Here is a 23,947-nt window from a genome sequence, read left to right on the forward strand (position 1 = left end):
CCCTTCTGTCATTTTTCGTTGAGAGTCGGCAACGCGGCCAGCTGTTGTTGAAGAAACTGGCTCGTCTGGGTCAAGCTGCCCAGCATGGCATCGAGCGCAGAGAACTGCGCCCGGTAACGCGCCTCGACCATTTCGAGTCGACGACTGAAATCCTCCTGGCGCCGATCGATATCCTTAATACTGGCGTTCAGCCCATCGACCCGGCTGGCGATCACTCCTTCAGTAGCGAGAAACTCTTCTGCAACCTTGCTCAATCGCTCGGCGTAACCTCGCGAGAACTCGACTGCACCCCGACTGCCGAGCGCACCGCCGTGAATGGCGACGCGCAGGCCTTCGGCCGCTCCTCCGCCAGTGGCAGTCAGTATCTGTCCCGCTCCTGTAGCGGAAACACCATTGATGGAGCCCGCGACATCCATTCCCGTCGCTCCCACAGGATTGGCCCCGAGCAGATTGCCTGCACCATTACCTCCCGTGAGGGCGACACTGGAGGCGGATCCGTAGCGTGCCGACACGACACTCAATACGCCCCCGGACTGGGAAACAGATACTGAAATTCCTTCGGTAGTCAGGCCAGAGAAACCATTCAGCTTGCTCTGCACTTCGGCCGCCAGTGCATCCGCGGAAGCATAAGTTCCCTCGGCTAGCGTAATACTGGCTGCCACCCCATCCACATTGAAACTGAGTTGATCGTTGACCCCTGCCGTTATCGTTAGCCCTGCCGCCTGGTTTCCGCTGAGGCTGCCTTGCGTTGCAAGTTGTGTAACCGTAACGGCATAATTTCCAGTTATTGTCTTGTCCGTTGCGCCGTCGTATGTGATCAGGCTGTCGGTGGAGATGCCTCCTATCGTAAACAGCTTGCCGATCTGTTCAAATTTTGCGTCCATTGACGCTTGCAGCTTTGCGGCATCCACTGCCAGGCTGCCGTCTTTCTGCAAGGTAACGCCAATCTGGGAGAGGGAGGTGAAGCCGTTCCCGCTGCCGGTCATGGCCGTTAACGCCGCTCGAATTCCGCGCTGAACCGAGAACGCGGCCGAATCCCCCTGCAATATTGCGCCCCTCTTCGCTGCCGAGTTATAAGAACTGAGGTCGGAAAGCGTTTGATTGATGCTGTTGTACGATTTTACGAATGTTTCGACCGCTGTCTTGACAGCAGCGGTATCCTGCGAGACATTCAGTGTCGTCGGACTGCCTGCATTCGTTTTGAGCAGGCTGAGTGTCACGCCTTCAATTGCATCTGTAATCGTATTCGAGGATTTGGCGATATCGATCCCGTCGATCCGGAGCTTCGCATCCTGCGCGGCCTGCACCTGGGTGAGATTCTTGCCGGAGCCCGCTCCCGCGGTTGGGTCGAAGGCAAGACTGGAGAGCCCGGCTGCATCGAGATTGCCGCCATCATCATCGCTGACTGTAATCTTCAGGCTATTCGCCGCCCCCGTATCCTTTGCGGTCAGCACAAGTTTGTTGCTGGCCCCATCATTCACAATCGTTGCACTCACGCCGGCATTGGCCGCATTAATGGCGTCTCGCACTCCGGAGAGCGTGTTGCGGGAGGGATCGATCGTTATCGTTTGCGCCGGTTTCGCGTCGTTGAGAGTAAAAGTATTCAGGACGCTATCATAAGTGCCGTACTGTATCGTCAAAGTCCCGCTGCCTAAGGCGCTTGACGTACCGGCAAAACCGCCGGAACGGATTTTCTGCTGTTGGGCAAGCTGTTGTACTTCCACCGAATAATTACCCGGCACCGCCTTGGCGTCGCTATTCCCGGCTGCAGTCAACAGGGAGCTATCTGCCGCACTCGCGCTAATAGCCTGATATTTTGCAGGATCAGCCAGGCCCTGCATTGCGGTCTGAAAAGCAGACAAGGCGCCTTTCAGTGTTCCATAAGCGGATAGTTTTGCCTGGTAGTCGGATTCACGCTTCTGAAGCAAAGCAAGCGGCGTGCGTTCGGCCGCCATCAACTGGCTGACCAAGCCATTTACATCCAGGTTCGAACCTGCCCCAGCAGCGGTAATCGCCATATTCCTGTCCTCTTCTGTTTTCCTGTTTTCGGCGGGGGTACTCTGCCCTGCCCTGCCATCAGGCTTTGGTGCGCAGCAACAAACCCTGCAGCTGATTCATGGCTTTTGCCAGGGCCAGCATTTCTTCCATGGGAATCTGCCTCACGAGTTCCCGTGTTTCGTTGTCTACGACTTTTACCACTATCCTGTTGGTGTCGGTATCAACGCTAAATTCCAGACTCGCGCCAGCGAATAGCGTTGCTTCCTTTTCTTTTTCAATTTCCTGTTTCACCTGCGCAGTCTGTGCTGGTGGCGGATTTCTTTCCCCAGCCGATAGGCGAACATTAGCGTCCATGAATTCACCTTCGGTTGCTCTGGAACCGATCCCTGGTTGAATGATGGCTCCGGGTTGTTCGATTTTCATTATTGACTCCAGAGGGTTCGAACGGGGATCGCAAGCAAGCTTCCGATCCCCATTCATTACGCGCCAGGCCATTCAGGCGAGGCCGTGTACCGGCGATTAGCCTCTCAGCAGGGACAATACGCTTTGCGGCATTGCATTTGCCTGGGCCAGCATGGCCGTTCCCGCTTGTTGCAGCACTTGGTTGCGTGAAAGCGTGGCGGTTTCCGCTGCAAAGTCGGCATCCATGATGCGGCTGCGCGAAGCGGACAGGTTCTCGGAGGCAGTTTGAAGATTCGAAACCGCGGACGAGAACCGGTTCTGGTAGGCGCCGAGGTCGGCACGGGCGGCATTCAGCGAGCTCAGTGCGGAATCCATCGAGGCAATGGCAGTGTCGGCATTGGCGGTGGTGTCTATCTTCAGCGAGGCGAAGCCAACGACAGTGGTCCCCGTTGCCGCGGTTGTACCGTTGGTCAGACCAGTCCTTGCATTGTTAGCCGTACCGCTCATGGCTACGGTGATGCCGGTGCTGGATGCGCTGGTCAGTGTCACCTTGCCGGCGCCATCGTCAGTCGCAGTTACCCCGGTGGTGCCTGTAAGCAGATTGATCGCATTTTTGACGGCTACTCCTTGAGCGGCAGCCGAGCCGCCTGCTGTAATGGCGCCCACGTCAACTCCGTTTATTTTCAAATCACCTGCGGCGATGTTGTCTGCCGGCGTCGCAAATCCCGTGACGGCTGCGCCGGCAACGGTGGTTGAGTAAGTGGTGGTGGTCCCCAGGGAAGAGCTTTGTGCATTGACGATACTGGAGATACTGATGGTTTCCCCCACATTGGCGCCCACCTGGAAAGCTTGATTGGTGAAAGTGCCGTCGAGCAGTTTGATGCCGTTGAATGTGGTGGTCGAAGCAACGCGGTCGATTTCCGCCTTGAGTTGCTGAACCTCATTGTTGAGCGCGGTGCGGTCGCTTGCGCTGTTGCTGGCATTGCGCGATTGCACCGCCAGTTCGCGTATGCGCTGCAGGTTGTTGCCGATTTCGCCCAGTGCGCCTTCCGCCGTCTGGGACATCGAGATGGCATCGTTGGCATTGCGGGTTGCCTGGTTGAAGCCCCTGATCTGGGAAGTCATGCGCTCCGAAATCGCCAGCCCGGCAGCATCGTCCTTCGCGCCGTTGATGCGCAGACCGGAGGACAGGCGCTGCAGTGTGGTGGCGAGTGCGTTCTGCGAACCGTTGAGGTTGCGCTGCGCATTCATGGAAATGACGTTGGTATTGATGATTGCAGCCATGTAAATCTCCTTGACTAATTTTTCATGAAATTACACCTACAGCCGTCAACTTTTGGTTCGCCTCAATTACCGAAGCTAATCAACTGCTGTTATGCTTATTAACGGTGGTCCAGGAGAAACATTTAATGGCATCGTCACGTTTTTTTGGCGCAGCTACCCCCACCCTCTTCTCGAGTTGATCCAGCACAGCTATCCGACTGGAGGAAAGATTTCCCGATCAGTGGGCAGGCAGGTAACGTTAATGATAAGCGGAGGCGGGGTTGCGCAATGCGCAGATTAGCGGGGTGAACAGCGCCGTATATTCGGCGCTGCCTTATCCCCTGCCGAAAAACCGGAATTTGGAGCAGAGACGATATTTTGACGCAGCCGCGGAGAAAAAACCGGATCGGTACTCTGAGCGCAGGCTTCGAGCAAGCGAAAGCGAACAGGCAGAAATCTCATTCCTGCTGCAACGCAAGAGATGCACTGTTGCGCCGGATGAAGAAGCAGCGGATGAAAAAGCAGTGAACAGGTGTGAAGGATAATGCGGCGGTAACAGGGGCTGAGGAGCTGAAGGAGCTCAGGCGAGGCCGTTCTTGATTGCGTAGTGGGTCACTTCCGCATTGTTCTTGAGCTTCATCTTTTGCAGGAGCCGGCCGCGGTAGACACTCACAGTCTTGACCGACAGATGCATTTCCTCGGCCACATCGGTGAGACTCTTGCCCGAAGCGATCAGGCGCAGGGTCTGGTACTCACGATCAGACAACATTTCGTGCGGGGGACGATCATGATCAAGGCCAAGGCTTTCAGCCATGGCTTCCGCCATTGTGGGCGTCAGGTACTTGCGCCCCCTGGCGACCTGGTTGATGGCGGCCATCAGCTCATTGGGAGCGCTCTGCTTGGTTATATAACCGGAGGCTCCCGCCTTCAGGGCCCGGATCGCATAAAGTCCCTCCTCGTGCATGCTCAGCATGAGCACGGGTAATTTGGGGCACTCTTTCCTGATCTGCTTCAACACTTCGATGCCGTTCCTGTCGGGCAGGGAAATATCCAGCACCACCACGCTCCATTCACCTTCACGCAGTTGCTGCATCGCTGCTCCACCTGATTCTGCTTCCGCGATGACGTCAATTTTTCCGCTTTCAGTCAGAATCTGCCTCAAGCCCTGACGCACAATGGCGTGATCGTCGACAATCAGCACATTCATGAGCGGGTCGATTTCCGTGAAGGAGTCGCCGCAAGGACCGTTGCCTGCGCTTCCGCAACAAGCGGAATCGAGAGATGCACCAGGGTGCCTTCACTTGCCTGCTCCGCTCCTGTCTGTTCCCGCTGAAGCCCTGACTGGCCTTGCCGGGTCTGAATCCGCTCATGCCCCTGCCCTGCGCTGACCGTCAGTTTTCCCTCGAGCAGGCTCGCGCGCTCGACCATGCCCCGAATGCCGAACGAATCAAGCTTTCTGAGATCGCCTGGGGCGATGCCGCACCCGTTATCCAGCACCTTGAGCTCCAGATGTCCTTGGCTCACGTCAAGCCAGACCCAGACATGCGAAGCATGGGCATGCTTGGCAATGTTGGTCAGTGCTTCCTGAAAAATTCGAAATACAGCCACAGCCGTATCAGGTTCGAGTTCAATATCCGGCTCGTTGCACGATACCTCGCAAGGTATGCCATAACGTTTCGCAAACTCACCTGCTTCCCATTCTATTGCCGCAAAAATGCCGAAATCCATGATGCCCGGCCGCAGGTCACGGGAAATACGCTGTATCGAATGGATGGTGCGATCCACCAGATCGGAAACAGTACGGACTTTCGCAAGTAGTGCGGTATTCTCGGCGCTGCTGGCACCTGCATCGATCCGCCTCACCAGCCAGTCGAGATCGATCTTGATGGCAGTGAGGTTTCCCCCCAGATCATCGTGTATTTCTCTGGCAATGCGTATACGTTCGTGCTCCCTCGCCGCCATGACGTGCGCTGATACTTCCTTGAGCCGTTCATGGGATTCCTTGAGCTCTGTCTCCCGACGCCTGCTCTCGGTGATATTGATGATAATGCCTTCCCAAACCACGCCCGCGTCCTTCTTCCGCCTCGGGCTCGCTCGCAGGCTGATCCACTTTATATCCCCGTAGGATTCGATCCACAGGCGCCCTTCCCAATTCCACGTTGTCAGATTAGCTGCGGATTGCGCCTTCGAATACCGCAGGCTCTCCCGGTCTTCCGCGAGCACCAGATCCAGGAACAACGAGGGATTGGCTTTGAGTTCTGCAGCGGAAATCCCAAGCACGCTGGCGCACTGGTCGCTGATAAAAGGCAGGGAGGAAGTACCGTCTTCCTTCTGTATGTATTGAAAAACCATACCAGGAGAATTGGCGACGACATCCAATGGATACGCCTTCCCCATGTGGATGGGGTCTGATTTTTCCTTTTTTTGCTTCATGGAGTGCTGATACGTTATTGACTGCGCAAGTTATAATGCGACAGATTCCGGCTGGACATGGAGGATACGGCGCGATCACCCACCCTTGAAGACTCACGCATCCTTGCAGATATTTTCAAGAGCACGCTGAATAAGATCTGAATTCTCAGGCCGGACCAGGCGAGCCATTTCTTTTCCATCCTTCAAAAAAATCAGGGTCGGCCAGAGCTTTACTCCAAACGAGCGTCCCAACCGTCGACCTTTTCCATCCTCTATCCGGATATGGCGCACCGGTGAAGCTCCGGACAAGGCTGAGGTAATCAGCGGCCGCGTAGCCCGGCAGTATCCGCACCATGCTGCACCGAACTCGACAAGAGTTGGACCCTGCAGCGAATCGATTTCGGCACGGGTTGGCTCACTGCCATGAACAGTATCCATTCCTGTATTATAACCGCTCCAGCGCTCCCGTTTCCCGGCCTTCCGGGGAGGCAAAGTGGAATCCCTTTTCAGGTTGCCTTCCCCCGGCAACTCTTGACCCTCATATACGTGCGCATCCAGGATGCGGATGAACTTGCCAGGCGGGAAATCAGGACCTCTACAAGTTAGGCAACAAACTGTTGCTCCATTCAAATGCTTCCAGCTGGAATGGATAAAGCTCTTCAATCGGCAATCCCAATCTGGCAAGCAGGGGCATGAGCAGTCGGCCGGTTTCGCCAGGTTTTTCGAGATATTCGGCAAGCTTCAGCAAGTCCCCGTAGAACCCCGTCCGGTACAGCAAGGCTTCTGTGATCTCCTCGCTCAGAACGATCTGACGGAGAATTCTCTCCATGTGCTGCCCGAATAAAGCATCCAGCAAGGATAAAATGCCCACGGTAAAGGCAATATCAGCCATGCTTCTGTTTGCGGGCTGAAGTTTTCGGGCGACGAGTTCAAGAAGTTTGCCGCGTGTAGCTGCCAGCAGGAGAAGCGGCGACCCGAACTGGATCTGAGGGTCTGGCCCGACATAGATCTGAATTTGCAACCATCGCTGCAACTGGCAGCGGCCGAGGACCATCAAAGCCTCGCTTAACGAATGTATGCTTTTCGTAACACCCATGCCCGGTGTATTGACCAGTCGTAATAACGACAGGCAGAGCGATACTTCCTTCTTGATGCGTTGCTCGATTTCTATAGTGTCGGCGTCCCTGGCTATCAGAGTCATCAGTTCCATGATCGCCAGCTGCGAAGTTGCAAGCTTCTTGCCTGACAGAAGAGCTGGTTTTGCAAAGTAGTAGCCCTGGTAATAGTCAAATCCGAGTTCAAGGCAATTCTGGAATTGCTCGATCGTCTCTACTTTGTCAGCGAGAAGCACCTTGTGCGCCTGTTTGAACTGGCGAACGAGCATGGCCAGATCGGCGCACGTCATGACGGACGTATCGATCTTGATGATTTCGACAAACGGCAGTAATGGTTTTATGTACTCGGACAGGGTGATGACGTCATCCAGCGCGAAGCGATATCCTGCGTCTGCCAGTTCGGCAACACGCCGGACGAGTTCGGGAGTGATCTTGTCCGTTTGAGGAAACTCGAACACAACTTTTTCGGGTGGTAGAAAATTAACCAGATCTCCCATCAACAACGTGGAATTCACGTTGAAGAAACCCAGGGCGCTCCCGGTCACGTTCTCAATGCCCAGTTCGGATGTGTGTGCGATGATGGAAGCGGCGCCGCGTGTATCCTCGGCGCTAACGGGCGCCCTGACTCCCGTGCGGCGGAATAATAACTCGTAAGCGATCAGATTCTGGTTGCGATCCAGAATAGGTTGACGGGCCAGGAAAAATTCCTTTACCTGCCCGACCGAAGAAATGTGTGGAGCCGTATCTAGAATCATCTGTCAGTCTCTATTCGACTGAAAACTCAGGTAGCGGTTACAGCCACGACCCATAGTCAGAACCGCGGTCGGATAGCTCGCCTCCCTGTGGAACGACTCGGAGCATGGTAACCATCAGCAGGAAATTTTTTTCCGGGCGAAGAATCCGTGCGTGAAATAGTGCGTGAAATATTTTGCCGCCATCAGCGTATATAATCGAACAGGGAAAGGCTTTGCACTTTCAGAAACGCTTTCTGTGTAGCCTCCAGATAGGTTCGCTGCTGAGTCAGATCACTGATGGCCTCAACGTAGTCCACATCCCGTAATTCCGACAACTGCTGTTTGTACTGAATATTCAAGTCTTCGCCGCGCTCATTCAAGGCGTCGATTTCCTTCATGCGCGTTCCTACCGATGCCTGCGTCTTGAGTACATTGTCGAGCGCATTGGACAGGTTTGCTTGCGCAGTATCCAGACCGGTGGCGAGGGCTGCCTTGCCCGCCGGGTCGGTTACCGGTGTTTCGAGTAAATCAGCCAGATCCGATAGCGTCTTGAACATGCTCTGGTAACCGCCCCCCGCAGCGGGAATGCGCTCGAACACCTCTCGTCCTGACTCATTTACTGCAAGCTGCCGGGATGAGCTGGCTTGTATCATGCGCAAACCTTCGTCGCCGACATATTGCACCCCGCTCCCGGTATCCTCAAACGGCATGGTTGAACCCTGATAACCGGAAAAGAGATATTGCCCGTTTACATCCTTTCGGTTGGACAAACCCAGAAGTTCACCCAGACTCGTGCGCAATTCAGTGGCAATGGTTTCTCGTCCGCTGTCATTCAGCGTACCGTTTCCGGCAGCCACGGTAAGCTCCTGCGCCCTTTGCAGCAGGGCTGTAACGCCGCCAAGAGTACTTTCCAGCATGCTGAGGCTGGTCATGCCATTCTGCCGGTTCAACGCGTATTGACTGTTGGCGGAGTCTGCCTCGACAACATCGAGTGCCCGAACATACGCCGCCGGATTTGCAGACGGCGTGAGCGCGCTGCGGCCGGTACTTATCTGCTCAAAGGTCTTCATCTGAGCTGACTGCTGGCGGTGGATGGCGGCAAGTCCCGCCTCATAACTGGTATTACTGCTGACGCGCATTTTGATTCCTTTTTTCTATTTCTATCCCATGCTGATCATGTTCTTGCCATGGCCGGCGCTTGCACTGATCACACCGCTTCAAGCGTTGTCAGGCCCCGCCTTCGCCAGCGGGTGCTACTTTGCAGCGCGCTTTTACCTCATTATCTCGAGCAGCGAATCGAACATCTGATTAGCTGTTTGTATCACCTTGCTCGCCGCCTGGTACGCCTGCTGGTAGCGCAGCAGGTTAGCTGCCTCCTCGTCGAGATTGACACCCGCTTCCGACTGCTGCAAAGCCCTGGTTTGGGTAAGCAGGGCAGCCTGCGCGTCGGCCGTGACCTCCAGTTCGCGCGTCTTGTTACCCATCTGGCTGACCAGTTGCCCGTATGCACTCTGGTAACTGGCTCCGCCGGCAGCCAATGTATTGCTTGACTGCAATGCTCCCAGCAGCAAGGCATTGCGATTATCAGCCACTCCATCCTTGTTCGGGTCGACACTGAACGTATCGCCCGGCTTGGGCGTTCCGGTAATCTGAACAGTCCAGCCATTGAACGTAATCGGGCCACCCGGAGTAAAGGGAACACTGGTTGGATTTCCTGTGCCGATACCGCTTACATCAAAAGTGGTGGCGCTGGTAAAAGTAAGCGTGACCGCCTGTTGCAGATTGGGAGCGGTGGGAGGCGGTGCGTTTACCGTGCCTGCACTGATGCGCCCCGTACCGGTATTTGTAGCCGGTGCGCTTGTCCGGATCGGTGCCGCCGCGGCGATCTTGCCAGTATCCTGAACCGCAACCGCGATCTGGCCGGCGCCCTTGGCCGTTGGCCGAATAAGGAATTCATCTCCCGTCGCAATTGTTCCGGAAGAAAGGTTCAAGCGCACGCCATCCACTGTCTGGGGGAAGGCAGCAAAAGTCTGAGCATTCCCTTCTACTCCATTCCTGATGGGTTTCAGGGTATAGTTGGAGCCATCAAAACTCAGGCGATAATCGCTGACGTCCAGATCACGATAACTGACGATTTCGGCGTCAATGACTGCGCTGCCGGTATTTTCTGCCGACGCCACTACCACCGGACCCGGTGTGGTAAAAAAATCACCCCCTAGGTTACCCTGCGCATCTTGTCCCAGCCGGTGCTGTTCGTTAAAGGTTCCCGCCAGGCCGATTGCCACCCGGCCCAGCCCGTTCCGTACCGTATCAATGATCTCGTTGCGAAATTGCAGCAATCCGCCGAGCTTGCCTCCATCCAGGTTTGCCTCCTTGAGCGGAATACTGCTGCCGCCAAGAACATGGGCAATCTCGAGGCGATCCGCATCTATTGCGGAGGGTCTGGCAGCAAGCTGAAACGCTTGCGAACCCATTACCAGGGGCTGGCCCGTCCCCAGGAAAACACTATACCCACCATCACTCTGCACCACCACTGTGGCGCGGATCTCGTCGTTGAGCTGCGTCACCAGCTCGTCGCGCTGATCCCGCAAGTCGTTCGCCGGCTGGCCGCTCGCAGAACTCTCCGCCATACTGATGGTTTCATTCAATTTTGCGATTCGCGCCCCCAGGGTATTGATAAGCGAAGTGCTGTTCTCGATTTGCCTGTTTACCCCCTCCTGGATTTCATCCAGCTGGCTGTTCATTGAGTGAAACTGCCGTACCAGCACCTCTGCGTTCGACAGCATGGATTGGCGCGATGCCGCTTCAGCGGGATTTGTGGCGATTTCCTGGAGGCTGCCGAAGAAATCCTGCAAGGCGGGCGACAGTCCTGAACCGCCGATGGAATCCGCCAGCAGTCCGTCGACCTGCTTCATCTGGGAAAAATATGTTTCCAGTTGGCTGGATTCAGTTCCAGCCTGCGCAACCTGCCTGGAGAGAAACTGGTTATAAGCCCGCTTTACTGTATCTGTCTGCACACCCTGGCCAATAAATCCACTGCCCGTAGCCCTGGCGTCGGTCGTCGACTGGATAACCTGCTGACGGGTGTAACCTGGAGTTGCGGTATTGCTGATGTTATGTCCCGTAACGAGCAACCCCCGCTGCGCCGCATGGAGCGCGCTGAGTCCAATGCCGAAAATACCATTACTCATGGTTATACCTTGCCATGGTTATACCCTGTCTGCCAGTAGTCTGATCTGAATGTCGGTGCATATATTGACGGCATCGGGTTGAAAATATTTAGGGGTGCAGTGAAAATCCTCGGGTGGATTTATCGGAAATTCTCGCCACTTATGACTCAGGACCAAAGGTCGTTTTGATAATCCGGCCTAACTTGTCTCCATAGGCCGGATCCGTAGCATAGCCGGCCCGCTGCAGGGCATGGGCAAATCCTTCGGCATCGAGCCTCTGCACCGCTTGCCTGAGTACTTCCGTGTAGCGCGGATTGGTGCTCAAAAGGTTGGCGTAGTCGCGGAAAGCTTCGGCGTAGGATGGATAAGCGCGAAATTTCTCCACCTTCTTATGTGCAATGCCATTGATATATTCTGTCGTGACCGCTTCCACCACGGACCCCTTCCAGCCAGTGCCCGCTTTTATGCCAAACAGGTTGTGGCTGGGGGTTCCATCCGTAGCGCGCAGCTCGCGTTTTCCCCATCCGCTTTCCAGTGCTGCCTGCCCGAGCATGAACTGGACCGGGATGCCCGTTGCCTGGCTCACTTCCTGGGCATATGCACCTACCCTTGCCTTGAACTCGGACACATGCGCAGGTACTTCGCTCGCCTGTGAGCCCTCCTGTTCCAGCCTGGATGAATCCGACTGTCCCGCTCCAGACCACCCTGGTTGGTGCAGTCGTTCCTGCATCTCTACTGTCGGCGCATAACCCCGCAAACCCGGATGCTTCCCTGCCTCCGCTGGAGAGCGTGGGGTTGATTGATTCAAAGTATGGCCCTCGGGGTTTTGCGGAGTTCGCGCTTTTTCCGTCGGATCGGGGGGCACAGCATGGCGCAACTGGCGCACCATGATCTCGGCCAGGCCGATGCCGCGCGCAGCCATGGTCTGGGAAAACTGTTGATCCAGCATCGAGAGATACAGCCGGCTTTGTTCGCTCTCCATCAGATCGTCTTTGGGAGTGGCATCGCGCATGCTTTTCAGCAGCATGTTCAGAAAGAGGGCTTCGAACTGCCTGGCTGCGGCTTCAAGACCAGCCTCACCGGTTTTTTTTGATTCCACCCGTAGCCCGTTTACCGCCTGGACGTCAAGGGCGAAGCGCGTGGATAGGTCGACCGGAGCAGCCATCAGATGATTTCCAGCTCAGCCCGCAGCGCACCGGCTGATTTCATCGCCTGCAAAATTGCCAGCAGATCCTGCGGCGTCGCACCGATCGCGTTCAATGCCTTTACTACTTCAGCCAGCGAGGCGCCTTCAACCATCGTCAACATACCCGACTCCTGCTTGATTTCTATGGTCGAGCGCTGCGCCTGCACAGTCCGCCCCGACGAAAATGGTCCAGGCTGGCTGATGACGGGTTCCGTACTGATGACGACCGTCAGGTTTCCGTGAGCAATCGCGCATTGATCCACTGTTGCCGCCTGATTCATGACCACTGAACCAGTGCGGCTATTCACGATCACTCGGGCCGGCATTTGTGCGGGATTGATGGCAAGGCTTTCCATCTCCGCCAGAAATGCCACCCTGTGATCGCTTTCCGCAGGTGTCCGTACCTGGATCGCCCGACCATCCAGTGCAGCAGCCGTACCCATGCCGAAGCGTGTGTTGACCGCATCCACTATCCGTTTCGCCGTGGAGAAATCGATGGTATTCAGTTCCAGGCGGATCATGCCATCCTGTCCCAGTGCTACCGGTACCGCGCGTTCGACTGTCGCTCCACCGGGAATACGACCGGCATTCAGATGATTGACCTGGACTTTACTTCCGCTGGCGGCGGCGCCTATTCCAACGACCAGCAGATTACCCTGAGCCACCCCGTAGACCTGACCGTCGATTCCCTTGAGCGGAGTCATCAGCAGGGTACCCCCGCGCAAGCTCCTGGCGTTACCCATGCTGGAGACCGTGACGTCGATCGTCTGGCCCGGCTGGGCAAGCGGCGGAAGCGCAGCTGTGACCATTACGGCCGCCACATTCCTCAACCGCATGTTCGTCCCGGGCGGCACATTGACGCCCAGTTGCATCAGCATGTTATTAAGACTTTGAATGGTAAACGGTGTCTGAACGGTCTGATCACCTGTCCCATCCAGCCCCACTACCAGCCCGTAGCCGACGAGCTGGTTAGTACGTATGCCCTGGATCGATGCAAGATCCTTGATGCGCTCTGCCTGAACAGGCACGGAAAAGGTCCACAAACCCACCCATGCGCAGAAGAAGCCAAACCAGGCCGGGCCAGCGATTCCTGTTGAAACCGGGTATCTCATGGATTCACCTCATGTGCGCACTTCAGAACGGCGCAACGGTCAGAAAGAAGCGTGAAAGCCAACCCATGGTTTGCGCCTCATCGATATAGCCGTTCGCCTTATACTCGATACGCGCATCCGCCACCTGGATCGATGATACGGTGTTGTTGATTACGGTTTGCGGGCGCACAACGCCGGAAAAACGGATGTACTCCGAGCCCTGGGTCATTGCCAACTGTTTTTCTCCACTTACCACCAGATAACCATTGGGCAGCAAATCGATCACGGTAACGGTAATCGTCCCGCTAAAATTATTGGCGGAAGCCGCCTCGCCCTTACCTGCGAAATCATTGGACGAGGACGCCCCGAGATCGATTTTTTTTGTGATAGGCACGCCAAACACGATTGGCGGAATGCCGAAACTCAAATCGCCATTCTTGTTGGCGCTGCTGTTGGAGCGCTTGCTCGCATTGGTTCGCTCGGTGAGGAGAATCACCAGCGTATCGCCAATCTGGCGCGCCCGCCGGTCGATGAACAAGGAGTGGTATTGATCAACGTCCTGATAAACCGATCCGTTGCCGGGAGGTGCCGGGGGCGGCGCCGCGCGCGCAGACATAGGCTGGTGAACGATTGGCGCAGGCGGCGGGAGACTGACACAACCGGAGAGCGCGAGCAGCACCCCTGTCATGAAACCGAGGACTCGTCCGCGTCGCTTCGCTGAGAAACTCAAAACCATTTTGTGCCGCCATGATTCATGATTGCCATCGACGCTTCAGCCGTGGACATTTGAATGTTCGACCCGGTTACTGCCGATCTATAGCTGGGTCAGGCGTTGTAACATCTGGTCCGATGTTTGCACCGACTTGCTATTGATCTCGTATGCCCGTTGCGTCTGAATCATATTGACCAGCTCCTCCACCACGTTGACATTGGAGGTTTCCACATATCCCTGGTTGAGTAGCCCGGCCCCATCCGTGCCGGGATTGGTAACGTTCGGAGTGCCGCTCGATGCTGTTTCCACATAAAGATTTTCGCCCACGCTCTGCAAGCCGACAGGATTGACAAATGTAGCAAGCTGCAGATTGCCCACCTGAACGGCCGCGGTGGAATCCGAGGTGGTTACGGAAACGACTCCATCCCGGCCCACGGTGATGCTCTGGGCGTTCGGCGGAATGGTGATCGCGGGTTGAACGTAATAGCCGCTGGACGTCACCAGTTGTCCTTCGAAATCGGTCTGGAACGAACCGTCCCGGGTATAGGCTGTCGATCCGTCGGGCCGCAGCACTTGGAAAAATCCCTGCCCCTGGATAGCGACGTCCTTGGAATTTCCGGTCTGTTGCAGGTTTCCCTGGGTAAATATACGCTCGGTGGCAACAGGCCTGACGCCGGTTCCGAGCTGCAGGCCGGAAGGCAGCTGGGTTTGCTGTGAGGATTGTGCGCCCGGCTGGCGGAGCGTCTGGTACAGCAGGTCTTCAAAAACGGCGCGCGAGCGCTTGAAGCCGTTCGTGCTGACATTCGCCAGGTTATTGGCGATGACATCCATCTGCGTCTGCTGCGCATCAAGCCCGGTCTTGGAAATCCAAAGTGATCGAATCACATCAACTCCATGAAAAATTATTTTCTATTATCTGGTTACAATCACTAATCAAGGCGATATATCAATACGGAAGTGTGCAGGATTCTTCCCTGCCTCACCCACTGATCGACAGGAGCTGGCTTGCCCGTTGGGCATTGCCTTCCGCATTCTGCAACAGCTTCATATGCGTCTCGAACTGGCGGGAAAGGGAAATCATGTCCACCATCGCCTCCACGACATTGACGTTGCTCCCCTCCAGCGCACCGCTGCTCAAGGTAACGTTTCCATTCGCCTCTGCCTCGCCACCGCCGCTGAGCCGGAAGAGTCCATCAGGGCCGCGAACGAGTTGTGTCTCAGGCGGATCAACGAGCTTGATTCGGCCCACGGCAACAGCCAGATTGGGTTCGCTCGTCCCTGCCCCGGCCGGCACCGTGGAAACCGTGCCGTCGGTGCCTATGGTAACTTTCGCATTGGGCTGGATGGAAATCAGCCCGGTATCGCCCAGCACGTTCAACCCGTCGCGGGTCTGCAATATTCCATTGGCACTGACATGAAGATCGCCGTTGCGGGTGTAAGCCTCGCTACCGTCCGCCAGTTGCACCGCGATCCATCCGGCTCCCTGTACTGCTACGTCAAGTTCACGTCCGGTGTTCTGCACAGTGCCCGGACGGAAATCCGCCCCCACACTTGAATCCACCACAAATGCCCTTGTAGCGAGGGTATCGCTGAACACCGGCACAGCGCGCAAGGCATTTATTTCAGCGCGGTATCCGGGTGTGTTCGCGTTCGCCAGATTGTGAGATACCCCGGCGTGCTGTCCCAATGTGTGCTTGGCCCCCGTCATGGCAACATAAATCATGCGATCCATATTTACTCCAATGATTGCCCGCTAATCGGATTACTTCAGATTCACTACTGTCTGAAGTATCTGATCCTGAGTCTTGATGGTCTGGGCATTGGCCTGATAAACGCGTTGCGCCGTAATCATATTGACGAGTTCGGAGGTAAGCTCTACGTTCGAATCCTCAACTGCGCCCGCCTGCAGCACACCCAGGCTGCCGGTATTCGGTGCGGCTACCAGCGCCGCGCCTGAAGCGGAAGTTTCTTTCCAGGCATTATCGCCGGCTGCTTGCAAACCCTGAGGGTTGGCAAAATTGGCCAGTGCGATCTGGCCCATGGAGAGAAATTTACCGTTGGAATAACTGCCGCGTACGACCCCATCCTCGTCGATAGAGAAACCGGTGAGCTGGCCGGGCGCATACCCGTCCTGCGATAACGCATTGACACTGAAACTGGAACCAAATTGGGTCGTGCTTGCGAAATCGATATCGAAAGCGAGGGGATTGGCCCCGGTAGTGGCGGGAGCCGTCACACTGAAGCTGCTGGAGCTCAAGGGGTCGAGATTACCGTTGGACAAGAAATTCAATGTGCCAATCGACGAACCACCATTGAGGAGAGTGCCATCGTTGGCAGCGAACACATCCCAGCTGTTGGCTGCCGTCTTGACGAAATATGTCGATAATGGACTCGAATTGCCCAGGCTGTCATAGACCGAAAGCGAGGTTGAACTGTGATAAGTTGCCGGATCCGTCAGATCGAAGGCGGCTGCACTCAACGGCATCTCGCGCGAATCGAGATTGACCAATGCATTTACCTGCGTCGTGGTGGCAGGTGGCAGGTTCGCAGTGGAAAGCCTTAAATCGGTGGGCGTGCCAGAATTGATCTGCCCGGCTGAGTTGGCCATATAGCCGGTAAGACGAAGGCCACTGCTGTTGACGATATAACCATCCTTGTCCGGATGAAATTGACCGTTGCGCGAATAGCTGATCGCGCCCTGGTCGCTTAAACGGTAGAAACCCGCACCGCCGATTGCGATATCGAATGGATTGTTGGATACGGTAATACTTCCCTGGCTGAACTGCTGAGCAATTCCGGCCAGCTTGACCCCTATGCCGGCCTGCGTGCCGCCCCCGCCCGACAGCGAATTGGCGAACATATCCGCAAACTGTGCCTGTGACTGCTTGAAGCCGACAGTATTCGTATTGGCCACATTATTACCGATGACATCGAGGTTTTTCGATGCCGCATTCAAACCACTTAAACCCTGCTGAAAACTCATGTTTTCGCCTCCCCTGCCTGCTCGTTAGTACGGAATACCGTGATAAATGCCAAATGTCCTGTAGCTGAAACGGCTTTCAGCCGCCTTCCTGACCCTTCCCTGCCCTTGAACAACCTAAAAAATCTGCCGGATATCGGCCAATCCGACCATTCCCAACGTGCCGACATCCAGCTGCACGCCTTGATTTCCCTGGGACACGCCTTGAACGGTTGCCGCTGCCAATGCCTGCACTTCCACCTTCTGATCGCCGCGCAGCGCGGCAACGCTTATGCTGTAGTTCCCGTCTGCCGCCTGGCTGCCATCACTCGTCTTGCCATCCCATACCAACTCGAGGGACCCCGCCGCGCGCGGACCGAGATTCATGACTTGAATCTCCCGGCCGGCCGCATCATGTATTCTTACTTTCACCTCATCTGCGGGTTGCGTCAGCTCGATGCCGAACCGCGCCGTGCCGCCGGCCAACTGCAAGGTGGAGCCGGGCACAAGCACTTCTCTTCCGATCATCCCGGCGGCTTGCAGCGATTGCCCCGCGGTAAAGTTGTCGGCAATGGCTTGAATGGTTGCATTAAGTCTCTCGACACCGTTCACGGTGCTGATTTGGGCAAGCTGTGTGGTAACTTGCGCGTTGTCGAGAGGATTGAGCGGATCCTGGTTTTTCATTTGGGTAACCAGCAGCTTGAGAAACCGGTCCTGCAGGTCTTGTTCTGCCGGTTTGGCAGTGCTTCTGGTTCCATAAGCGGCAAATGGATTACTTGCCGACTGTGTATTCTGAATAGTGCTCATGGGGGTTTCCTATTGTCCGATCGTCAGGGTTTTCAGCAGTAATGTCTTCGCGGTATTCATCATGTCCACATTGTTCTGATACGAACGCGAAGCGGAAATCATATCGACCATTTCTTCCACCACATTTACATTCGGCATGGTGACAAACCCTTCCGGATTCGCCATCGGATGCGAGGGTTCGTATACCATCTTCATGGGAGACTGATCCTCGATTACCCCAGAGACTCTTACGCCGTGGGTACCGTTGGAGATACCGTTATCCCCTGTAGGCGAAGTACTCATGAACACGACTTGCTTTGCCTTGTACGGCTGTCCATTGGAGCTCGCCGCGCTGTCCGCGTTTGCCAGGTTGCTTGCAACCACATTGAGGCGCTGATTCTGGGCTGTCATGGCCGACCCGGCCACGGTAAAGATATTGAAAAGAGACATATTCCGCTTTCTCCCTAACCCTGGATGGCAGTCCGCATCTGCCTGATCTGGTCGCTGATGAATGTGAGATTGGCCTCATAGTGAATGGCGTTATCGGCAAACTGGTTGCGCTCCACATCCATATCGACCGTGTTCCCGTCCACGCTGCCTTGTACGGCGGTCCTGTACAGCAATTGCTGCCCCGCCGCCACGCCCGCCCCTGCTGAAGAAGCAATATGATTCGGTGCACTGGTGACAAGGATGACGCCGCGCCTTCCGGTCAGCGCACCTTCCATCGCTTCCTTGAAATTGATGTCGCGCGCCTTGTACTGGGGCGTATCCGCATTCGCAATGTTTGAAGCAATCAATTGCTGCCTGTGTGCCCGCAGATTGGCCGCGTCCTGATAAAATCGAAATGCATGGTCAAGCTTATCGATCACGGAAATCTCCCCCTCTATCAATTTCAATTCGTGCTGGTAATGGATAAACGAAAGCATCTTATTAGGGATGTAAGTTGTCCAAAAGCCGGATCAAAAGGGGATAAATCCCCTAAATCCCCTTATCTCGACTTTGAAATCAGATTCCGCAGCCGTTGCAGCCTCTGGATTTTCCATCTCTCCAATTGCCTGCCAGTCCATTGCAGCAACAATCTCGTAAGGAAGCAGGCAATCGCACAGTGATATCGTATGGATACCTATTCCGGATAATGCCCTGAATAGCGGAAAAAACACCTCTCATTTCCACCGCTCCCCGTAACTCGTGCACACTAGAATCCTGTAGTCGCGCACCGGAAGCATTTTTTGAGAGCCCATATGCCTGCCATCCATCTTCGACTACTATCCAGGGTATTGTCCTGTAGTCCGAGCCTGCTCATTCTCCTACCCTTGATTCTCCCTTCATCCGTCTCCGCAGCAGCCTCTGCCCCGGCAATTGCAAGGCAGGATCCACATGCTGTTCAACAGACGGTTTTGAGCTTCCTGCAGATGCAGTCGATCGGTCTTCCCGGCGAAGTGGAAATCACGCCGGGGCCGCTCGATGCGCGGGTGGCACTGCCGGCTTGCACGGCGCTTGAACCCTCCTTGCCGCCCGGCACCCGTCCCTGGGGAAATACAACCGTCATGGTGCAGTGTATGGCGCCCAGACCCTGGACCATTTACGTCCGCGCTACCGTAAAAGTCGTGGCTGATTATCTGGTAACCACCAGGCCCCTGAGACAGGGACAGGTAATTGCGGCTTCGGACCTGACCAGCCGGAAAGGTGATCTCACCCAGCTTCCACCAGGTATCGTGACCGACTGGAATCAGGCAATTGGCAGAACCTTGGGAGGCAGTCTCCCTTTCGGAAGTCCGCTACGCCAGGATATGCTTCGCGCTCAGACAGCCGTAATACAGAATCAGACTGTGAAGCTTGTCTCCAGTGGACGGGGGTTCAGTGTGAGTGCGGAAGGCAAAGCGCTTACCCATGCAACAGAGGGCCAGCCGGTAAAAGTTCGAAGTGCTTCGGGCACGGTTGTAAGTGGCATTGCCCGGGCAGGCGCCATCGTTGAAGTAACTTATTGATTGCAGAAAATCGCGTATGAATCCAGCACCCCGGAGTGTTGCGCATGCAGGAAACAAAAAGATGACCTCTGCTCGGCGGTTCCCTGGATTGCCGTTTTGCGTGTAAGAATTAGTAACTGGACCTGATAAATCTCAAGTTTTCTCCGGGTTCTCCGTTAAACTGTCTACAGTCAAACTGAGGAGACAAGCAATTGAAAATAGAGAACTCAATCAAAACAGAGTCTGTCAAGCCGGTTAACGAGGGGCAGCCGTCTCCCGGTAAATCGGGACAGCGCGCTGCAGCAAATGCTGCCACCTCGGGTGCAAGTGGCATAAGTGGCACAAGTAGCGCGAATGGCATAAGCACCAATATTCAACTGAGTGGGCAACTGCAAAATATCGAGAAAAATTTGTCGAAGGGCGAGGTTTTTGATGCTGAGCGGGTAGCAGAAATCAAGCAGGCCATCAGTGAAGGTCGTTTTACAGTCAACGCGGACAAAGTGGCTGACGGATTACTTGACACTGTCCGTGAGCTGATTCGGAGCAGGCAGGGATAAATTGAATAACGCTGTTTTCGATCCCATTGCCGGCATTGCTAACGAGCGCGATGCCGTACGAGTGTTCATCGACGTGCTGCGCAGGGAGCAGCATGCCTTGCAACAGGCGGACGTGTCTGTGCTCTTGTCACTCGCAGCGGAAAAAGCAAGTCATGCCCAGCAGCTTGCCGAGCTTGCTCAGGCCCGCGAGCAGTGGCTTGCAGTGCCTGATTCCCTCGAAGATCAGGGCGATATGGAATGCAGGCTGGCAGATCATCCCACCGCGGCCATGGTTTGGGAGGAGTTGCTCCAGTTGACTGAGACCGCCCACCAGATAAACGAAATCAACGGTATTCTCGTGAACCAGCGCCTCCGTTATAACCAGCAAAGACTTTCTGCATTACAGGCTGCTGCCCGCGGTCTCCATGATAATGGCCTTTATGGTGCTAACGGTCAGCCGCAGATCTTTTCCGGCGGACGCCGGCTTGGCGAGATCTAAGGAAGTAAAACAGGACGCGGCCCCTTTATCATAACTGTTACGTGGACGACTTCAGTTTGGCTATTCCAGTTAAAAACTGACTACCTGGATAATGGGCAATTTCTTTACTATTGATCCGGCCAGAAAATACTATGAATCCCGTCATTCCGGGCCTGCCCCGGAATCCAGCCTACCTCCAACAATGGTGTGCTTTGAGCATCACGTCATACCGGCTTTCCGCCGGTAGACGTTTGTACACTGTTTGCTCGCCGAATTAATAGGATCGGAGCAGACCTTGGACGCCGAGGTCTTGAAATACGGGCAGCCTTGAATGGGGAGGCTGCTGAATCCCCCGCAGGAAAAACTTATGCCATGTAGTGTTGCACACTGACCGAAACATACGAAACCCAGTATTCAGGAGGTTTGTAGCCTGATTAGCGCTTCACTACACTGGTTTCTCTCGCCGAAAAAGGCAAGCGGTTCTCTGGGAATCCGCTGCCGTCGCGGACTCGGTTTCCTGTGACGCGTCCTCAAGGCCATCGGACAATGGATTGTGTTCTGGATTGGAGAGGATCATGACGGTAACGCGTCGGTTACGCGTGCGGCCATCTTCGGTATCGTTCGAATCTACAGGCCGGTTCTCGCCATAGCCCACGGCAGTCAGCCGTGCCGCTTCTATTCCGCTGCCGATGAGCAATCGAACCACGCTGCTGGCCCGCACTGCTGATAATTCCCAGTTGGAGGGAAATTTATCGGTGACGATCGGAATACTGTCCGTATGGCCTTCCACCTGGATGGGATAGTCGTTATCTTTCAGCACCTGCGCCACCGCTTCAAGAATCCGGGCGGAGTTTTGTTCCACAACTGCCTGTCCAGGCGCAAATAATACCTTGGCATTTATTTCCACAGCCAGCCCCCGACTGCTCGGAATCACCCTCACCTGCCCGTTCTCGATGAGCGAGTTGAATGGTTGGAAGGCGGCCACGACATCCCTTGCGATAACTTCCATTGCTTCCTGCTGCCGGCGCTGCGCCTCGGCCAGACGACGCGTCTTTTTTATTGCCCGATCCTCTTCCGAAGGTTCCCCCACAGGTGACGAGGGCGCGGGCTCAAGCTTAATGAGTGCCGTACTGCTGCGGTCCTGTTGCGCACCGAATGCGGTCACAAGTGAATCTGCCACCTGCCGGTATTTACCCTCATTTAACTGCGAAACCGCATACATCACGGCAAACAGCGCAAGCAACAGGGTGATAAAGTCGGCGTAGGATACGAGCCACCGATCGTGATTTTCACGCTCTTCCAGTTTGCGTTTGCGCGCCATGTCAATTGCCGGTCTGGCTACCCGAAAAGTCGGGTTTCCGTTTTATTCCTCTATCCATAACCGGTCTTTTTCTTCATACCTCTTTATCACTCGCCCTGCGTCCTCCTTTGCGCCGATCGGGAGCTCTTCTTTCGCCTGCTCCCCGGCTATTGGGATCGCGCCGCTCTACGCCTGCGCGTCTTTCTCCCTGGCGTCTCTCCACGTATACGCCATCCTTCATCGGTCGTTGCCTGTCGTCTCCAGCCGTAACCGCTTCGTTGGCTTCGTTTGTGATAGCTGTTTTGTCACTGTTTTTCATCATTTCTCCTGAATGGAATGGGTGCCCCTCTTTTGCCGAACTGCATGATTCGAGCAAAAAGGTGCTCGTTATACGACATATCCCTTCAACCGTTCCGCAATAAGCCTTGGATTCTCGCCTTTTGCAATTCCGACCAGCCCATCGACCAGCATATCGCGCAGCAATACCTGGCGGGCAATGAGGGTCTTCAGCTTGTTTGCAATAGGCAAAAATGCAAGATTTGCCAGGCCAACGCCATAAATGGTTGCGACGAATGCGACTGCGATACCCGCGCCAAGGTCAGCAGGATTGGACAGGTTCTCCATTACCTGGATTAATCCCATCACCGCTCCAAGGATGCCGATAGTCGGCGCATAACCTCCGGCTGCTTCCCACACCTTAGCCCCCTGATGATGGAGATCCTCGAAAGTCTCGATCTCCACTTCCAGCACGCGCTGCAACACCTTGGGTTCGGTTCCGTCCACCACCATCTGCAGTCCTTTTCTCACGAAAGGATCGTCGATGCCTTCAACATGATTATCGAGTGCCAGCAAACCCTCCTTGCGCGCAGCAGCGCTCCAGGTTGCGATATGCTGTACTACCGCCTCGGGGTTGAGCACTGGCGGAACAAATATCCAGCGGCTCATTTTCATGGCAAGTACAAACTGGCGGACCGGACTTTGCAGCAGAACAGCTCCCAGCGTCCCACCCAGCACGACTACGAGCGAAGTAACCTGAATGAGCGATGCGTGGTGTCCCCCTTCGAGCACTTGCCCGCCAAAAACAGCAACCAGTGCAATACCGATACCGATTATGCTATTGAAGTCCATGCGCATTCCTTGAGTCGCACGCGTAGCCGGGCAACTGCCTGACTATGAATTTGACATATTCTTGATTCGGAGACGCCCAAAACGGCGCCGATTTCCTTGAAATTCAGTTCCTGCTCGTAGTACAGCCCCATCAGCGTTTTTTCGCGTTCAGGCAGAGCCTCTATCGCGTTGATCAAAACCTGGCGCAGATCGCCGTCGAGCAGTGCTGCCAGCGGATCGGCAGTATTGCCGGCACAGTTGCGTTCCAGAAAATCGTCGTCCTCATCGTCCGAAAAATCCTCATAATGGATAAGCTGAGTCCCTCTTGCTTCAAACAGCATCTGCTGGTAACTTTCGATCGACACACCGAGTTCTTCGGCGATCTGCCGCTCCGAAGGAGAGCGCCCCAAGCGCTGCTGCAGCACATGGATAGCGCCCTCGATCTGGCGCATGGCCCTTCGGGCCCCTCGTGGAAGCCAATCCAGCTGGCGCAGTTCGTCGAGCATGGCGCCACGAATGCGCTGCTGCGCATAGGTCTCGAATTGTGCGCCGGGCATCTCCTCATACCGGTTCAACGCTTCCATCAGGCCGATCATTCCGACCTGTATCAGGTCGTCTGCTTCCACACTGCCAGGCAATCTCGCCATCATGTGATTGGCGAGCCGTTTTACAAGCGGGGTAAACTCCACGATCTGCTGCTGTTTATCGATTGTGCCGGCCGAAGTGTACAT

General features: G+C 55.4%; 25 protein-coding genes. 3 read left to right on the forward strand and 22 right to left on the reverse strand.

Annotation, left to right across the window (positions count from 1 at the left end; genetic code table 11):
- Positions 1-8: 8 nt before the first annotated feature.
- The 18 genes from fliD to flgB all read right to left on the reverse strand — a co-directional run bounded on the left by fliD (position 9) and on the right by flgB (position 18,697).
- On the reverse strand, positions 9-2,018 hold the full coding sequence (fliD, locus tag AC52W5_RS09725; RefSeq protein ID WP_495670853.1) for a flagellar filament capping protein FliD: 2,010 nt from the start codon (positions 2,016-2,018) through the stop codon (positions 9-11).
- 58 nt (positions 2,019-2,076) lie between these two features.
- Positions 2,077-2,421, reverse strand: coding sequence for a flagellar protein FlaG (locus AC52W5_RS09730; protein WP_495670854.1), 345 nt, complete (start codon positions 2,419-2,421; stop codon positions 2,077-2,079).
- Positions 2,422-2,517: 96 nt separating this feature from the next.
- Entirely contained in the window at positions 2,518-3,684 is a 1,167-nt protein-coding gene (locus AC52W5_RS09735; RefSeq protein ID WP_495670855.1) for a flagellin, read from the reverse strand.
- 559 nt (positions 3,685-4,243) lie between these two features.
- Positions 4,244-4,870, reverse strand: a complete 627-nt coding sequence (locus AC52W5_RS09740) for a response regulator (RefSeq protein WP_074975700.1) — start codon at positions 4,868-4,870, stop codon at positions 4,244-4,246.
- Positions 4,867-6,096, reverse strand: a complete 1,230-nt coding sequence (locus tag AC52W5_RS09745; RefSeq protein ID WP_495670856.1) for a sensor histidine kinase — start codon at positions 6,094-6,096, stop codon at positions 4,867-4,869. The genes AC52W5_RS09740 and AC52W5_RS09745 overlap by 4 nt, the downstream gene beginning before the upstream one ends.
- Before the next feature lie 93 nt (positions 6,097-6,189).
- Entirely contained in the window at positions 6,190-6,513 is a 324-nt protein-coding gene (locus AC52W5_RS09750; protein ID WP_074975727.1) for a thioredoxin family protein, read from the reverse strand.
- Between the two features lie 157 nt (positions 6,514-6,670).
- Positions 6,671-7,945, reverse strand: a complete 1,275-nt coding sequence (locus tag AC52W5_RS09755) for an EAL and HDOD domain-containing protein (protein WP_495670857.1) — start codon at positions 7,943-7,945, stop codon at positions 6,671-6,673.
- Between the two features lie 182 nt (positions 7,946-8,127).
- Positions 8,128-9,063: a flagellar hook-associated protein FlgL gene (gene flgL / locus AC52W5_RS09760; protein ID WP_074975702.1), complete on the reverse strand. Its 936-nt coding sequence runs from the start codon at positions 9,061-9,063 to the stop codon at positions 8,128-8,130.
- Between the two features lie 132 nt (positions 9,064-9,195).
- Positions 9,196-11,115, reverse strand: coding sequence for a flagellar hook-associated protein FlgK (flgK, locus tag AC52W5_RS09765; RefSeq protein ID WP_495670858.1), 1,920 nt, complete (start codon positions 11,113-11,115; stop codon positions 9,196-9,198).
- Between the two features lie 139 nt (positions 11,116-11,254).
- A complete protein-coding gene (gene flgJ, locus AC52W5_RS09770) occupies positions 11,255-12,259 on the reverse strand; it encodes a flagellar assembly peptidoglycan hydrolase FlgJ (RefSeq protein WP_495670859.1) in 1,005 nt (334 codons plus the stop codon).
- A complete protein-coding gene (locus AC52W5_RS09775) occupies positions 12,259-13,392 on the reverse strand; it encodes a flagellar basal body P-ring protein FlgI (RefSeq protein WP_495670860.1) in 1,134 nt (377 codons plus the stop codon). The genes flgJ and AC52W5_RS09775 overlap by 1 nt, the downstream gene beginning before the upstream one ends.
- A 22-nt stretch (positions 13,393-13,414) precedes the next feature.
- Entirely contained in the window at positions 13,415-14,107 is a 693-nt protein-coding gene (locus AC52W5_RS09780) for a flagellar basal body L-ring protein FlgH (protein ID WP_074975706.1), read from the reverse strand.
- Positions 14,108-14,185: 78 nt separating this feature from the next.
- Positions 14,186-14,968, reverse strand: a complete 783-nt coding sequence (gene flgG / locus AC52W5_RS09785) for a flagellar basal-body rod protein FlgG (protein ID WP_495670861.1) — start codon at positions 14,966-14,968, stop codon at positions 14,186-14,188.
- A gap of 94 nt (positions 14,969-15,062) precedes the next feature.
- Positions 15,063-15,815 (reverse strand): flagellar basal body rod protein FlgF, encoded by a 753-nt coding sequence (locus tag AC52W5_RS09790; protein ID WP_133669223.1) that lies wholly within the window; start codon positions 15,813-15,815, stop codon positions 15,063-15,065.
- Between the two features lie 30 nt (positions 15,816-15,845).
- Complete coding sequence (gene flgE, locus AC52W5_RS09795) at positions 15,846-17,066, reverse strand: flagellar hook protein FlgE (protein WP_495670862.1); 1,221 nt, start codon at positions 17,064-17,066, stop codon at positions 15,846-15,848.
- 114 nt (positions 17,067-17,180) lie between these two features.
- Entirely contained in the window at positions 17,181-17,849 is a 669-nt protein-coding gene (gene flgD / locus AC52W5_RS09800) for a flagellar hook assembly protein FlgD (RefSeq protein ID WP_495670863.1), read from the reverse strand.
- Positions 17,850-17,858: 9 nt separating this feature from the next.
- On the reverse strand, positions 17,859-18,278 hold the full coding sequence (gene flgC / locus AC52W5_RS09805) for a flagellar basal body rod protein FlgC (RefSeq protein ID WP_074707279.1): 420 nt from the start codon (positions 18,276-18,278) through the stop codon (positions 17,859-17,861).
- Between the two features lie 14 nt (positions 18,279-18,292).
- Positions 18,293-18,697, reverse strand: a complete 405-nt coding sequence (flgB, locus tag AC52W5_RS09810; protein WP_107762466.1) for a flagellar basal body rod protein FlgB — start codon at positions 18,695-18,697, stop codon at positions 18,293-18,295.
- 372 nt (positions 18,698-19,069) lie between these two features.
- Between flgB and flgA the strand changes: the two genes are divergently transcribed.
- From flgA to AC52W5_RS09825, 3 genes are all read left to right on the forward strand, one after another.
- Positions 19,070-19,816 carry a flagellar basal body P-ring formation chaperone FlgA gene (gene flgA / locus AC52W5_RS09815; RefSeq protein ID WP_495670864.1) on the forward strand — a complete coding sequence of 249 codons (747 nt, stop codon included), beginning with the start codon at positions 19,070-19,072 and terminating at the stop codon, positions 19,814-19,816.
- A 191-nt stretch (positions 19,817-20,007) separates the two neighbouring features.
- Positions 20,008-20,352: a flagellar biosynthesis anti-sigma factor FlgM gene (flgM, locus tag AC52W5_RS09820; RefSeq protein WP_495670865.1), complete on the forward strand. Its 345-nt coding sequence runs from the start codon at positions 20,008-20,010 to the stop codon at positions 20,350-20,352.
- A 1-nt stretch (position 20,353) separates the two neighbouring features.
- Positions 20,354-20,830 carry a flagella synthesis protein FlgN gene (locus AC52W5_RS09825; RefSeq protein ID WP_495670866.1) on the forward strand — a complete coding sequence of 159 codons (477 nt, stop codon included), beginning with the start codon at positions 20,354-20,356 and terminating at the stop codon, positions 20,828-20,830.
- Between the two features lie 424 nt (positions 20,831-21,254).
- On the opposite strand, the gene motD is transcribed toward AC52W5_RS09825, so the two are convergent.
- The 4 genes from motD to AC52W5_RS09845 form a co-directional block, all read right to left on the reverse strand.
- Positions 21,255-22,130 (reverse strand): flagellar motor protein MotD, encoded by an 876-nt coding sequence (gene motD, locus AC52W5_RS09830; protein WP_495670867.1) that lies wholly within the window; start codon positions 22,128-22,130, stop codon positions 21,255-21,257.
- A gap of 73 nt (positions 22,131-22,203) precedes the next feature.
- A complete protein-coding gene (locus AC52W5_RS09835) occupies positions 22,204-22,431 on the reverse strand; it encodes a hypothetical protein (protein WP_495670868.1) in 228 nt (75 codons plus the stop codon).
- 65 nt (positions 22,432-22,496) lie between these two features.
- Positions 22,497-23,237, reverse strand: a complete 741-nt coding sequence (locus AC52W5_RS09840; RefSeq protein WP_011380654.1) for a flagellar motor protein — start codon at positions 23,235-23,237, stop codon at positions 22,497-22,499.
- The gene (locus AC52W5_RS09845; protein ID WP_133669216.1) at positions 23,219-23,947 is read right to left on the reverse strand and encodes an RNA polymerase sigma factor FliA; all 729 of its coding nucleotides are present in this window, start codon (positions 23,945-23,947) and stop codon (positions 23,219-23,221) included. Before AC52W5_RS09845 ends, AC52W5_RS09840 begins: the two co-directional genes overlap by 19 nt.

The organism is Nitrosospira sp. CT (assembly GCF_059489795.1).

What these genes read in the sequence shown, in the direction of transcription:
- AC52W5_RS09775 (WP_495670860.1), bottom strand. Translation starts at nt 13,392, where the DNA reads ATGAGATACCCGGTTTCAACAGGAATCGCTGGCCCGGCCTGGTTTGGC.
- AC52W5_RS09840 (WP_011380654.1), bottom strand. Translation starts at nt 23,237, where the DNA reads ATGGACTTCAATAGCATAATCGGTATCGGTATTGCACTGGTTGCTGTT.
- AC52W5_RS09730 (WP_495670854.1), bottom strand. Translation starts at nt 2,421, where the DNA reads ATGAAAATCGAACAACCCGGAGCCATCATTCAACCAGGGATCGGTTCC.
- flgC (WP_074707279.1), bottom strand. Translation starts at nt 18,278, where the DNA reads ATGTCTCTTTTCAATATCTTTACCGTGGCCGGGTCGGCCATGACAGCC.
- AC52W5_RS09845 (WP_133669216.1), bottom strand. Translation starts at nt 23,947, where the DNA reads ATGTACACTTCGGCCGGCACAATCGATAAACAGCAGCAGATCGTGGAG.
- fliD (WP_495670853.1), bottom strand. Translation starts at nt 2,018, where the DNA reads ATGGCGATTACCGCTGCTGGGGCAGGTTCGAACCTGGATGTAAATGGC.
- AC52W5_RS09750 (WP_074975727.1), bottom strand. Translation starts at nt 6,513, where the DNA reads ATGGATACTGTTCATGGCAGTGAGCCAACCCGTGCCGAAATCGATTCG.
- flgK (WP_495670858.1), bottom strand. Translation starts at nt 11,115, where the DNA reads ATGAGTAATGGTATTTTCGGCATTGGACTCAGCGCGCTCCATGCGGCG.
- flgA (WP_495670864.1), top strand. Translation starts at nt 19,070, where the DNA reads ATGCCTGCCATCCATCTTCGACTACTATCCAGGGTATTGTCCTGTAGT.
- motD (WP_495670867.1), bottom strand. Translation starts at nt 22,130, where the DNA reads ATGGCGCGCAAACGCAAACTGGAAGAGCGTGAAAATCACGATCGGTGG.
- flgJ (WP_495670859.1), bottom strand. Translation starts at nt 12,259, where the DNA reads ATGGCTGCTCCGGTCGACCTATCCACGCGCTTCGCCCTTGACGTCCAG.
- flgL (WP_074975702.1), bottom strand. Translation starts at nt 9,063, where the DNA reads ATGCGCGTCAGCAGTAATACCAGTTATGAGGCGGGACTTGCCGCCATC.
- AC52W5_RS09735 (WP_495670855.1), bottom strand. Translation starts at nt 3,684, where the DNA reads ATGGCTGCAATCATCAATACCAACGTCATTTCCATGAATGCGCAGCGC.
- AC52W5_RS09790 (WP_133669223.1), bottom strand. Translation starts at nt 15,815, where the DNA reads ATGGATCGCATGATTTATGTTGCCATGACGGGGGCCAAGCACACATTG.
- AC52W5_RS09745 (WP_495670856.1), bottom strand. Translation starts at nt 6,096, where the DNA reads ATGAAGCAAAAAAAGGAAAAATCAGACCCCATCCACATGGGGAAGGCG.
- flgD (WP_495670863.1), bottom strand. Translation starts at nt 17,849, where the DNA reads ATGAGCACTATTCAGAATACACAGTCGGCAAGTAATCCATTTGCCGCT.
- AC52W5_RS09740 (WP_074975700.1), bottom strand. Translation starts at nt 4,870, where the DNA reads ATGAATGTGCTGATTGTCGACGATCACGCCATTGTGCGTCAGGGCTTG.
- AC52W5_RS09780 (WP_074975706.1), bottom strand. Translation starts at nt 14,107, where the DNA reads ATGGTTTTGAGTTTCTCAGCGAAGCGACGCGGACGAGTCCTCGGTTTC.
- AC52W5_RS09835 (WP_495670868.1), bottom strand. Translation starts at nt 22,431, where the DNA reads ATGATGAAAAACAGTGACAAAACAGCTATCACAAACGAAGCCAACGAA.
- flgE (WP_495670862.1), bottom strand. Translation starts at nt 17,066, where the DNA reads ATGAGTTTTCAGCAGGGTTTAAGTGGTTTGAATGCGGCATCGAAAAAC.
- AC52W5_RS09755 (WP_495670857.1), bottom strand. Translation starts at nt 7,945, where the DNA reads ATGATTCTAGATACGGCTCCACACATTTCTTCGGTCGGGCAGGTAAAG.